The sequence below is a fragment of the Pseudarthrobacter niigatensis genome (genome assembly GCF_030812615.1).
Classification (GTDB): Bacteria; Actinomycetota; Actinomycetes; order Actinomycetales; family Micrococcaceae; genus Arthrobacter; species Arthrobacter niigatensis.
This window is the reverse complement of the sequence record NZ_JAUSTB010000001.1, coordinates 368,897-381,425: the sequence shown is the minus strand read 5'-3', so window position 1 is coordinate 381,425 and position 12,529 is coordinate 368,897. Positions and strand designations below refer to the sequence as shown.

9 protein-coding genes are annotated in these 12,529 nt (G+C 66.4%); 5 read left to right on the top strand and 4 right to left on the bottom strand.

Going from position 1 to position 12,529, the window contains the following annotated elements:
• Nucleotides 1-11: 11 nt before the first annotated feature.
• Nucleotides 12-2,129 carry a transketolase gene (gene tkt / locus J2T23_RS01835; RefSeq protein WP_141160497.1) on the bottom strand — a complete coding sequence of 706 codons (2,118 nt, stop codon included), beginning with the start codon at nt 2,127-2,129 and terminating at the stop codon, nt 12-14.
• Nucleotides 2,130-2,648: 519 nt separating this feature from the next.
• Between tkt and J2T23_RS01830 the strand changes: the two genes are divergently transcribed.
• A complete protein-coding gene (locus tag J2T23_RS01830; RefSeq protein WP_141160496.1) occupies nt 2,649-3,608 on the top strand; it encodes a heme o synthase in 960 nt (319 codons plus the stop codon).
• A 212-nt stretch (nt 3,609-3,820) separates the two neighbouring features.
• Nucleotides 3,821-6,088, top strand: coding sequence for a SulP family inorganic anion transporter (locus tag J2T23_RS01825; protein ID WP_307356625.1), 2,268 nt, complete (start codon nt 3,821-3,823; stop codon nt 6,086-6,088).
• Nucleotides 6,089-6,177: 89 nt separating this feature from the next.
• On the opposite strand, the gene J2T23_RS01820 is transcribed toward J2T23_RS01825, so the two are convergent.
• The 3 genes from J2T23_RS01820 to J2T23_RS01810 are packed head-to-tail and all read right to left on the bottom strand — an operon-like array spanning nt 6,178 to nt 8,862.
• Nucleotides 6,178-7,122 (bottom strand): COX15/CtaA family protein, encoded by a 945-nt coding sequence (locus J2T23_RS01820; protein ID WP_307356623.1) that lies wholly within the window; start codon nt 7,120-7,122, stop codon nt 6,178-6,180.
• A 7-nt stretch (nt 7,123-7,129) separates the two neighbouring features.
• Complete coding sequence (locus tag J2T23_RS01815; RefSeq protein ID WP_307356622.1) at nt 7,130-7,897, bottom strand: ABC transporter permease; 768 nt, start codon at nt 7,895-7,897, stop codon at nt 7,130-7,132.
• Entirely contained in the window at nt 7,894-8,862 is a 969-nt protein-coding gene (locus J2T23_RS01810) for an ABC transporter ATP-binding protein (RefSeq protein ID WP_141181550.1), read from the bottom strand. The genes J2T23_RS01815 and J2T23_RS01810 overlap by 4 nt, the downstream gene beginning before the upstream one ends.
• A gap of 156 nt (nt 8,863-9,018) precedes the next feature.
• On the opposite strand from J2T23_RS01810, the gene J2T23_RS01805 reads away from it, so the two are divergent.
• Genes J2T23_RS01805 through sufD form a run of 3 tightly spaced genes read left to right on the top strand, consistent with a single transcriptional unit; the run spans nt 9,019 to nt 12,529 of the window.
• On the top strand, nt 9,019-9,825 hold the full coding sequence (locus J2T23_RS01805; protein WP_246839683.1) for a helix-turn-helix transcriptional regulator: 807 nt from the start codon (nt 9,019-9,021) through the stop codon (nt 9,823-9,825).
• On the top strand, nt 9,825-11,288 hold the full coding sequence (gene sufB / locus J2T23_RS01800) for a Fe-S cluster assembly protein SufB (RefSeq protein ID WP_141160490.1): 1,464 nt from the start codon (nt 9,825-9,827) through the stop codon (nt 11,286-11,288). The genes J2T23_RS01805 and sufB overlap by 1 nt, the downstream gene beginning before the upstream one ends.
• Nucleotides 11,288-12,529, top strand: a complete 1,242-nt coding sequence (sufD, locus tag J2T23_RS01795; RefSeq protein ID WP_141160489.1) for a Fe-S cluster assembly protein SufD — start codon at nt 11,288-11,290, stop codon at nt 12,527-12,529. Before sufB ends, sufD begins: the two co-directional genes overlap by 1 nt.

Genomic DNA, 12,529 nt, shown 5'->3' with positions numbered 1-12,529 from the left:
AAGTTTAGGTTTCAGGCCTGCAGGCCGGCGAGGGAGTCCTTGGCGGCGGCGGCCACTGCTTCCGCCGTGATGCCGAACTCCTGGAAGAGGCGCTTGTAGTCCGCGGAAGCGCCATAGTGCTCAAGGCTGATGGAGCGGCCTGCGTCGCCAACGAATTCGCGCCAGCTAAGGGCCAGCCCGGCTTCGACGGACACGCGTGCCTTGACTGCCGCGGGCAGGACCGATTCGCGGTAGGCGGCGTCCTGCTTCTTGAACCATTCAACGCAGGGCATGGATACCACGCGGGCCGCGATGCCGTCGGCCTGCAGCGCTTCGCGGGCCTGGACGGCCAGCTGGACTTCCGAGCCGGTGGCGATCAGGATCACGTCGGCCGGCACCGTGGCGCCGTCCTTCGATGCTTCGGCCAGCACGTAGCCGCCCTTCGCCACGCCTGCGGTCGACGCGAAAGTGTCGCCGTCGGCGTCGCCCTCGCCGCGTTCCCACGTGGGGATGTTCTGGCGGGTCAGGACGATGCCTGCGGGGTTGGTGTGGTTTTCCAGCATGGTCTTCCAGGCGGCTGCCACTTCGTTGGCATCGCCGGGGCGGACGACGTCCAGGCCCACGATGGCGCGCAGTGAAGCGAGCTGTTCCACTGGCTGGTGGGTGGGGCCGTCCTCGCCCAGGCCGATGGAGTCGTGCGTCCATACGTACAGGGACGGGACACCCATCAGGGCGCCCAGGCGGATGGCGGGGCGCTGGTAGTCGCTGAAGATCAGGAACGTACCGGAGAACGCGCGGGTGTTGCCGGCCAGGCTGATGCCGTTCACGATTGATGCCGCGGCGTGCTCACGGATACCAAAGTGCAGCACCCGGCCGTACGGGTTCCCGGACCAGGCACCGGTCTGCTTGGAGGCCGGCACGAAGGACGGGGAACCTTCGATGGTGGTGTTGTTGGACTCTGCGAGGTCGGCTGAGCCGCCCCACAGCTCGGGCAGGACCGGGCCGAGGGCGTTCAGGACCTTGCCGGAGGCTGCGCGGGTGGAGACATCCTTGCCGGCCGGGAAGACCGGCAGCGCGGCGTCGACGTCGGCAGGAAGTTCCTGCGCTTCGATGCGCTGCAGGAGGGCGGCGCCCTCGGGGTTGGCTGCCTGCCAGGCGTTGAAGGATTCTTCCCATTCCTTGTGTTCGGCCGCGCCACGTTCCACCACTGCGCGTGCATGGTCCAGGACTTCCTGGTCCACCTCGAAGGACTTCGCGGGGTCGAAGCCCAGCACCTCCTTCAGCGCGGCAACCTCGTCGGCGCCGAGGGCGGAGCCGTGGATCTTGCCGGTGTTCTGCTTCTTGGGGGCCGGGTAGCCGATGATGGTGCGCAGCGAAATGATGGACGGCCTGGAGGTCTCGGCCTTGGCGGCGAGCAGGGCACTGTAGAGCTCCTGGACGTCTTCCTTGTATTCGCCGGTCCGGGTCCAGTCCACGCGCTGGGTGTGCCAGCCGTAGGCTTCGTAGCGCTTCAGGACATCCTCGGTGAATGCGATGTCGGTATCGTCCTCGATGGAGATGTGGTTCTCGTCATAGATCACCACGAGGTTGCCCAGTTCCTGGTGGCCGGCCAGCGACGAAGCCTCCGCCGTGACGCCTTCCTGGAGGTCGCCGTCGGACGCGATGACCCAAATGGTGTGGTCGAACGGCGACTCGCCGGCCGGCGCATCGGCGTCGAACAGGCCACGCTGGCGGCGCTGGGAGTAGGCGAATCCGACCGAGGACGCGAGTCCCTGGCCGAGCGGGCCGGTGGTGATCTCCACGCCGGCGGTGTGCTTGTACTCCGGGTGTCCCGGGGTGAGTGAACCCCAGGTGCGCAGCGCCTCGAGGTCCTTCAGTTCCAGCCCGTAGCCTGAGAGGAAGAGCTGGATGTAAAGCGTCAGGGAGGTGTGGCCGGGGGACAGGATGAACCGGTCACGGCCAAGCCACTGCGGATCCCGCGGGTCGTGGCGCATCAGCTTCTGGAAGAGAAGGTAAGCGGCGGGTGCCAGGCTCATGGCAGTTCCGGGGTGGCCGTTGCCCACCTTCTCGACGGCGTCCGCGGCCAGGACACGGATGGTGTCCACGGCTCGCTGGTCCAAGCTGGTCCATGACAGTTCTTGCTCTTCCAAATGTGGCACGAAAACCGGGCCCCTCTCTGTGCTGGCGTGGGTGGTACACCGGATCCGGTCAAGGGTGCTCTGCTTGGCGCCCGCTGCGGTGTGTACCAGCCGTTCACCATCGAAACGTTGATCCTTGCATTCAGTCACGGACAGCAACGGGAATGCGTTTTCCACCGCTTTCTTGCTGCGTGCTGATCTGGTGACAGCTTAGCTCTTATCCATCCTTCGGGCGCCGCAAATCTCACGTTTTGGACGCAATTTCCCCTTTTGTGAATCACTATTCCGGCGCGGTGACTTAATCTGCTCGAATGGGCCTGCGAGCAATCAATTGCGCATATTGCGGGGCAGGGGAAGTGCTTGCGGCGCGGTATGATATTTGGAGGCCAACGCCGGGTGCGCATCACTATCGCCACCCGGAGTGTCCCGGCTGTTGCACGCACCTGGCGCTTTTCCATCCCTGAGTGCCGTGCCCGGGTCCGGGCCGCACGACCGGAGCTGCCCTGCAGCCTCAACTGCCACACAGAACGGGTGACTGCCACCGTGAGCACAACAGATACGCCGCTGAACGCATCCCGGGCCTCCGGCATCGGGTTTGCCCGTAAGGCCAAGGCGTATCTCGCCCTCACCAAGCCGCGCGTGATCGAACTTCTCCTGGTCAGCACGCTTCCCACGATGATTTACGCGGAGCGGGGCTTCCCTTCCATCGGGCTGATCCTTGCCACCCTGGTGGGCGGGGCTTTCGCCGCCGGCAGCGCGGGAGCGTTCAACTGCTACATCGACCGGGATATCGACAAGCTGATGCACCGGACGGAAAACCGGCCGCTCGTCACGGGTGAAGTCACCCCGCGGGAAGCATTGGTCTTCTCCTGGCTGCTGGGTGCGGCGGCGATCGTGATCCTCTGGTTCGGCGCCAATCCGCTCTCGGCATGGCTGGGACTGGGCGCTATCTTCTTCTATGTCGTCATCTACACCATGATCCTCAAGCGCCGCACGGCGCAGAACATCGTATGGGGCGGCGCCGCAGGCTGCTTCCCGGTACTGATTGCCTGGGCCGCCGTAACGAACTCCGTCGAATGGCCCGCCGTCATTCTGTTCCTGGTGATCTTCCTCTGGACGCCCCCGCACTACTGGCCCCTGTCGATGCGGTACGGCGAGGACTACCGGAACGCCAACGTCCCCATGCTCGGGGCCATTGCCGGGGCAAAGGTGGTGTCCGTCCAGGTGGTCCTTTACGCCTGGGCCATGGTGGCCTCATCCCTGCTGATGATCCCGGCCGGCGGGGCGGGCTGGGTGTACACGGCAACTGCTGTCATCGCGGGCGCCTGGTTCCTTTACGAGTCCCATGCGCTGTACTCCCGCGCCCACCGGGAGGATATTCCCGACAAGCGCGCCATGAAGGTGTTCCACGGTTCCATCAGCTACCTGACGCTGCTCTTCATCGCCCTCGCTGTGGACCCGTTCGTCGGAAGTGCAGTGGCGGGCGGCTAGCCAAACCGCCCCATTAAGCCGCAGGCGGCCGCCACCTCAAGGTGGGGGCCGCCTTCTTTGTTGGCATGCTGCGCGTGGGCCGCAAACCACCGGTTTCGTTGCCTCGGTGAACGATATGACATGCTTGTCATATCTGTCACGTTAACTGTCATTAAACATGACAACCTGCTTACGGTGGAACGGACCCTTCCCGCAAGCAAAGGAAACAGCCCATGGAAGCCCGTCCCTCAGCCGTCCCCACGCCCAGCCACAGTCCACCGGGCGGAAACGGGAACCCGGTCCGGAAAAAACCCGGTCTCCCCGGATTTGCCTCCCACCTCGGCGCCGACGTCCCCGCTTCCCTGGTGGTGTTCCTCGTGGCGCTCCCGCTCTCGCTTGGCATCGCGGCTGCCTCCGGCGCCCCGATCATGGCAGGATTGATCGCCGCCGCCATCGGCGGCATTGTGGCCGGCAGCCTTGGCGGCTCACCGCTCCAGGTGAGTGGACCCGCCGCCGGGCTGACCGTCGTCGTGGCCGGCCTGGTGCAGGAGTTCGGCTGGCAGGTGACGTGCGCCATCACCGTGGCCGCCGGCGCCGTGCAGCTGCTGCTGGGTATAAGCCGCGTCGGCCGGGCAGCCCTGGCCGTTTCCCCCGTGGTGGTCAAGGCCATGCTCGCCGGCATCGGCGTCACCATCATCCTGCAGCAGCTCCACGTACTACTGGGATCGGAGCCTGCGGGCTCTGCGCTTGAGAACCTCGCAGGACTGCCTGCCGCCATCACCAACCTGGAACTGCATGCGGCCCTGCTGGGCCTGGCGGTCATCGTGATCCTGCTGTGCTGGCGGTTCCTTCCCCCCATTGTCCGCCGGGTGCCGGGCCCGCTGGCGGCAGTTGCCGCCGGTACCGCGTTGGCGGTCGCCTTTGCCCCGGGGGTGGAACGGATCTCCCTCGACGGCTCGATCTTCGATGCGATCGCGCTGCCGCAGCTTCCCGACGGAAACTGGCGGGCCTTCGCCTTCGCAGTCCTGACCATGGCCCTGATCGCGAGCATCGAATCCCTCCTTTCCGCGGTTGCAGTGGACAAAATGCACACCGGCCCGCGCACCAACCTTAACAAGGAACTCGTCGGCCAGGGCGCCGCAAACATCGTCTCCGGATCACTGGGCGGCCTTCCCGTCACGGGGGTCATCGTCCGCAGCGCCACCAACGTGGAAGCCGGCGCAGCCACCCGGACCTCCGCCGTGCTGCACGGCGTGTGGGTCCTTGCCTTCTCGGCGCTCTTCGCCGGGCTGATCCAGCTCATCCCGCTGGCCGTCCTCGCCGGCCTGCTGGTGGTCATCGGCGCGCGCCTGATCAAGGTGGCGGATATCCGCACCAGCCTGCGGACCGGAGACCTCCTGATCTACGCCGTGACCCTTGCATGCGTTGTCTTCCTGAACCTACTGGAGGGCGTCATGATCGGGCTCGCGCTGGCCGCCGCGTGCGTGCTGTGGCGGGTCCTGCGCGCCCCGATCCAGGCCCATCCTCCCGCCACTACGTCGTCGCCCTGGCGGGTGACCGTTGCAGGATCCTGCAGCTTCTTCGCGCTGCCGCGGTTGAACGGTACGCTGCAGTCCATCCCCGCCGCCGTGGACGTCGTGGTGGAGCTGAATGCGGACTACGTGGACCATTCGTTCCGCGAAGCCCTGCTGGCCTGGCGGGTCCAGCACCAGGCCACGGGCGGCACCGTGAACCTCGAAGAGCACGGGAACACCCTGTTCCGGGACGCGGCGCACCAATCGCCCCGGCGCGGAGAAGCCAGCGAGCTTCCGCTTCCGCCCCGGAAGGAATCCCTGCTGCAGGGGATCAACAAGTATCACCGCCGCTTCGCGGACCAGGTGCGCCCGCTGGTGCACGACCTGGCCGAGGCACAGAATCCGGACAGCCTGTTTGTGGCCTGCGTCGACTCCCGCGTTAACCCCAACCTGATCACCAGCAGCGGTCCGGGAGATCTGCTCACCCTGCGGAACATCGGCAACGTTGTGTGCAACCAGGGCCAGGATGCCTCGATCGACTCGGCCCTGTCCTTCGCCGTCAATGGCCTGGGCGTGAAGTCGCTGGTGATCTGCGGGCATTCAAACTGTGGCGCCATGAAGGCGCTGATCGCCGAGGCGGACGGCGCGGACCACGCCTCCCTGGGCCCGGCGTTCGGGCGCTGGCTGGGGCACTCCCGGCAAAGCCATGCCGAACTGCTGGCTGGCCACCCGGTGGGGAAGCAGGCCGCCGCCGCGGGCTACGGCACGGTGGACCAGTTGGCGATGGTCAATGTGGCCGTGCAGCTGGGCAAGCTCCACAACCATCCGCACGCGGGGCCCGCCCTGGCCGGCGGGCAGGTCCAGGCAACCGGCCTGTTCTACGACATTGCCACCGCGCGGGTCCTCGAAGTGACGCCGGACGGCATAGCGGACCTCGACCCGGCGCTCGGGGCCAGGTTGCAGGACGACGCCCTGGCGTCCGGCTAGTCCGGGTACCTGCGGCAAGGCCTGCCAGTAAAGGAAAGGCGCCCCGGTCCACAAAGGGACCGGGGCGCCTTTTTTATGGGTGCGTGAACCTACTTGGCCGTGCTTGAGCGGGCGATGTCCCAGGCGTTCGTCGATGCTGCCATGAGCAGCGCGGCACCGAGCATGTGGGCCGCCACCAGCAACGCGGGAATGCCGTTGTAATACTGCGTAAACCCGATGATGGCCTGGAGGACGGTGACTCCCAGGAGCATCAGGACCGCGGTCCGGAAGGGGCCGGTAATGCGCCGCCGGATGACCAGCACCAGCGCCACCACCGTTCCCGCGGTAACCAGGTAGGCAGGCACTGCGTGGATGTGGGAGAACAAGTCCCAGTCGAGGTCGTTCCGGGGAGCATCTGCGTCACCCGCGTGCGGACCTGCACCCGTGACCACCACCCCGAGCATCACTGCAACCGCGGAGAACAGGGCGACGGCGGCAGTCACCGGGCGCAGGGCCGCGGGCAGGACGGCCGGCCGGGCCGCCAGGAAACGGCCGGTCCGGCCGAAGGCGCGGTTCACCAGCAGGGTTGAGAACACCACCAGGGCCATCGACACCAGGAAGTGCAGGCCCACCACCCACGGATTGAGGTTGGTGAGCACGGTGACGCCGCCGATGACCGCCTGCGCCGGGATGCTGGCGAGCAGCCCGAGGGCCAGCAGGAAGAGGTCCTTGCGTTCCTTGCGCAGGTTCCACAAGTAGACCAGCATGAGCGCGGCCACGGCGGCCAGCGCGAAGGTCAGGAGCCGGTTGCCGAACTCGATGAAGCCATGGATGCCCATCTCGGGGGTGTTTACGATCGAGTCCGAGGTGCAGCGGGGCCAGGTGGGGCAGCCAAGGCCTGACGCCGTCAGGCGGACAGCCCCGCCCGTGACCACCAAAAGCGTCTGGCCGATCAGGGAGGCAACGGCGAGGCGGCGGATGCGGACGTCCACCGTACGGGGAAGCCGCGACGCCAGGCGGCCGGCAATCTGGGGAAGGCGTGAAGCCGTGGTCACGATTATCTCAATTCCACTTGAACCAACGGATGGCTGCGGCTCCGGCAATGACGGTCCAGAGCAGCAGGATCAGGGCGGCGCCGCCGTTCACGGCCCCGCCCAGGAAAGCGGCGCGCATCGATTCCCCGAGGGCGCCGGAAGGCAGGAAATGGACCACGGCCTGCGCCGCGGCGGGCAACCTTTCGGCCGGGATGACGATGCCGCCCATGGCTCCCAGGAGGATCCACAGCAGGTTGGTAATCGCCAGCGTCGCTTCCGGCCGGACGGTACCGGCCACCAGCAGCCCCAGTGCGGTGAATGCCGCTGCACCCAGCGCAAGCAGGGCTAGCCCGGGGAGCCAGCCCGACGCCGTCGGCTGCCAGCCCAGCACCAGGGCGACCAGGCCCACCACTACCACCTGGAGGCACAGGACGGCCAGGACCGAGAGAACCTTCCCGGCAATCAGGCCGCCGCGGCCCAGGGGCGTCGTGGACAGGAAACGCAGCACCCCATAGCGGCGGTCGAAGCCGGTGGCGATGCCCTGCCCGGTGAAAGCCGTTGACATGGCACACAGAGCGAGGATCCCCGGAACAGCCACATTGATGCGGCTGGAGCCCATACCGTCGAGGAAAGGCGTCACCGTCAGGCCGACCAGTGCCAGCAGCGGCAACACCACGGCCAGGATCAGCTGCTCGCCGTTCCGCAGCATTGTCAGTGCCTCGTATTTGCCTTGCAGGAGGACGCGGCGGGGCAGGGACGCGGGCTTCTGCGTCTCCCGGATCGCTGCGGTACTCATCGGATGTCCTTTCCTGAGATGTCCAGAAAGACGTCTTCAAGGCTACGCGCCTGGAGGCTCATCGATGCCGGCATGATGCCCTTTGCTTCCCACCACTGGGCCAGGGCGGACAAATGGCGGGGTGTGAGGGCGCCGGTGACGGCGTAGCTGCCGGCACGGGCCTCGGAGACGTCGACGTCGTCCGGCAGCACCGCAGCCAGGTCCAGCCCGGCGGGTGCCTCGAACACCAGGGTCCGGACGTGCTCGCCCGCCTGGTCCGCCACGGGGTTGCGCTGCAGCAGCTCATGGACAGTGCCTTCGGCGACGTTGCGGCCGCCGTCAATGATGTACACGTAGTCCGCAAGGCGCTGGGCGTCGTCCATCAGGTGGGTGGTCAGGATGATGCCCATGCCGCCGTCGCGCAGCTCGGCAATCAGGTCGAACACCAGCTGCCGGGACTGCGGGTCCAGTCCGGCGCTGGGTTCATCCAGGAAGAGGACTTCCGGCCTGCCGATCAAGGCTGCGGCCAGTGCCAGGCGCTGCTTCTGGCCGCCGGAAAGCCGGCGGACGCTGGTCCGGCTGAAGGCATCGATGCCCAGCCTGCCCACCAGGTCTTCCAACGGCCAGGGGCGGGCGTACAGGCCGGCGATATGCCGCAACAACGGGATGGGCCGTGCCGACGGCGGGAGCCCGCCGTCCTGCAGCATCACCCCGACGCGGGAGCGCAGGTCAGCACCGGCCGTGGCGGGGTCCTGGCCCAGCAGGGAAATGCTGCCGCCGGTACGTTTCTGCAGGCCCTGCGCGCATTCCAGGGTGGTCGTCTTGCCGGCTCCGTTTGCGCCCAGCAACGCGGTCACCTGCCCGCGCTCCGCGGTGAGGGAGACGCCGCTGACAACCCTGAGCATCTTTCCGTCCAGGCTGGACAGGGGGCCTACGTCCTTGATGAGCCCATGGATGGACAGGACGGGGGACTGGGGGGATCGCACCACAGTATTCTACGGGATGTAGTATTCCGTGCCGTCCGGCGGGGTCGGGCGGAGCGCCGGGAAACTGCAGGAAGTCATATTCCGTGCAGAGCCAAGGTCAGCCTGCCCTTACTGGAGTGCGGGACTAAATTACGACATGATTGTGTTGTGTATTCCATGACCAACGCTACCGCTGTGCCTGTGGCCGGGCCGGGACCCGCTGCATCCGGTCCTGTGGCAGACGCTGACGAGCGCACCCGGGACCGGGTCCTCGCTGCCGTCCTGGAACACGGTCCCGTCAGCGCGGCCGAGCTGGGGGACATGCTGGGGTTTACCCCGGCCGCTGTCCGGCGCCATTTGGACCACCTTTCCCGGGCCGGAGTCATCGAGGTCAAGCGCCTCGCCAAGCCGGGAACGGGTGCCGGCCGCCCCGCACGCCGTTACGTCCTCAGCTCCCAGGGCCAGTCCAGCCTGGGCAACGACTACCTGGACATCGCCGCCCTTGCGCTCCAGCAGCTGCAAAAGGTAGCCGGCCCCGACGCGGTGCGCGCCTTCGCCGAAGAACGGTTCGCGGATATGGAGCGGCGCTACGCACCCGAAATCGAGCAGGCCGGCCCGGACATCCGGGACCGCGCCACCGCACTCGCAGCGGCGCTGACCCGCGACAACTTCGTGGCTTCCGCTGCGTCCATCGAGGCAAAGGCACCGCTGCCCGCGGCGCTTTCCAGCGTGCAGCTCTGCCAGGGCCACTGCCCCATCCAGCAGCTCGCCGCCCGCTTCCCGGTGTTCTGCGACGTCGAGACCGAAGTTTTTTCAAGGCTGGTGGGCGTTGACGTCCGCCGCCTCTCCACGCTGGCCCGCGGCGGCCACGTCTGCACCACACATATTCCTACAGGCAGGCTGCCTGCCAAACCGGCCACGGTGCCGGCGGCAGCCCCCGCCAGCCTGGACGAAGTAATCAACCATCAGCAAGAAAGGCCGTGATGACGGACCAACTATCAGAGAAAGCAGTCGCCGAAAACACTGTGATCTCGGAGATTCTGGAAAAGAATCCCGAGCTCCACGGCATCGGCAACTACGAGTACGGCTGGGCCGACAAGAACGATGTCGGCGCCAACGCCCGCCGTGGGCTCAACGAAGAGGTAGTCCGGGACATTTCGGCGAAGAAGAGCGAGCCGGAATGGATGCTCGACCTGCGCCTGAAGGGCCTGAAGTATTTCGACCGCAAGCCCATGCCCACCTGGGGCGCGGACCTCTCCGGCATCGACTTCGACAACATCAAGTACTTCGTGCGCTCCACCGAGAAGCAGGCTGCCACCTGGGAGGACCTGCCCGAGGACATCAAGAACACGTATGACAAGCTGGGCATCCCCGAGGCCGAAAAGCAGCGCCTTGTTTCGGGTGTTGCCGCCCAGTACGAGTCTGAGGTTGTTTACCACCAGCTGCGGGAGGACCTTGAGCGGCAGGGTGTCATCTTCCTGGACACCGACACCGCGCTGAAGGAACACCCGGAGATCTTCCAGGAGTACTTCGGCACCGTCATCCCGGTGGGCGACAACAAGTTCGCCTCGCTGAACACCTCCGTCTGGTCCGGCGGCTCGTTCGTGTACGTCCCCAAGGGCGTCCACGTGGAGATCCCCCTGCAGGCCTACTTCCGCATCAACACGGAAAACATGGGTCAGTTCGAACGCACGCTGATCATCGCCGACGAGGACTCCTACGTCCACTACATCGAAGGCTGCACAGCGCCGATCTACACCTCCGACTCGCTGCACTCCGCCGTGGTGGAGATCATCGTCAAGAAGGGCGCCCGCGTCCGGTACACCACCATCCAGAACTGGTCGAACAACGTCTACAACCTGGTGACCAAGCGTGCCGTCTGCGAAGCAGGCGCCACCATGGAGTGGATCGATGGAAACATCGGCTCCAAGGTCACCATGAAGTACCCGGCCGTGTACCTTGTAGGCGAAGGGGCCAAGGGCGAGACCCTGTCCATTGCCTTCGCCGGCGAGGGCCAGCACCAGGACACCGGTTCCAAGATGGTGCACATTGCGCCGAACACCAAGAGCTCGATCATCTCCAAGTCCGTTGCCCGTGGCGGCGGCCGCGCCGCCTACCGCGGCCTGGTCCAGATCCGGGAAGGAGCCAAGCACTCGGCCAACACCGTGCGCTGCGACGCCCTCCTGGTGGACACCATTTCGCGGTCTGACACCTACCCGTACATCGACATCCGCGAGGACGATGTCCAGCTGGGACACGAGGCCACCGTTTCCCGCGTCAGCGAGGAACAGCTGTTCTACCTCATGTCCCGCGGCATGCCCGAGGACGAGGCCATGGCCATGATCGTGCGCGGCTTCATTGAGCCGATCGCCCGCGAACTGCCCATGGAATACGCCCTCGAGCTGAACCGCCTCATCGAACTCCAGATGGAAGGATCCGTCGGTTAATGACTGCCGAAGCAACTACCGAAAAGGCGCGCGTCGGCGCACCGTCGATCGCCGGTTTTACCGAGGAGGGCGAGCACCTCGTCGCCTCCAAGGTGGACCGCCACCATAGCCACGGCACGCAGGTCATGGCCTCCCGCGCCGAGAGGCTCACCAGCCATGACGTGGCCGATTTCGCCCTGCCCAACGGCCGGGAAGAGGAATGGCGCTTCACCCCGGTGCGTGAACTGGCCAACCTGCTGTCCGATACCCCGTCGGAGGCCGGCGCCCTTGGCGTTACGGTCGAGGCACCTGCAGCCGTGGTCCAGCGGACCCTCCGCGCAGGTGAGGCCCCCCGTGGCGCCACCCTCGTCCCCGCCGACCGTGCCGCCGTCGTGGCTTCCGCGAACGCCGGCGACGCCCAGCTCATCTCCATCCCGGCGAACGCCGAGTTGGACGAGCCGGTGCGCCTGGTCCTGACCGGCAACGGCGCAGGCCGCCGGACCAACTCCCACGTGGTGATCGAAGCCGGAGTCAACAGCCGCTCTGTCGTGATCATCGAGCACGACGGCACCTCAGACCACAACGGCAACGTTGAGGTCCTGGTCCGCGAAGGCGCCCACCTCACGGTGGTTTCCCTGCAGCTCTGGGGGGACGACGCCAAGCACCTGGCACAGCATGACGCCGAGGTTGCCAAGGACGCCGTGTACAAGCACATTGCCGTGACTCTTGGCGGCAAGATCGTGCGCCTGAACTCCAACGTCCGCTTCGCCGGGGAGGGTGCCGAGACACAGCTTTTGGGGCTTTACTACGCCGATGCAGGCCAGCACCTGGAGCACCGTTCCTTCGTGGACCACAACGTGGCCAACTGCAAGTCCAACGTCCTGTACAAGGGCGCTCTGCAGGGCAAGGGCGCGCACACCGTGTGGGTTGGCGACGTGCTGATCCAGAAGCAGGCCGAAGGCACCGATTCGTACGAGAAGAACCAGAACCTGGTGCTCACCGACGGCTGCCGCGCGGATTCCGTGCCCAACCTCGAAATCGAGACCGGCCTGATCGAGGGTGCCGGCCACGCCAGCGCCACCGGCCGGTTCGACGACGAGCACCTGTTCTACCTGATGGCCCGCGGTATCCCCGAGGATGTTGCCCGCCGCCTGGTGGTCCGAGGCTTCCTCAACGAGATCATCCAGCAGATCAAGGTTCCGGCCCTCGAAGAGCGCCTGACCGAGGCTGTTGAGCGCGAACTCGCGGCAATCGACTACTAG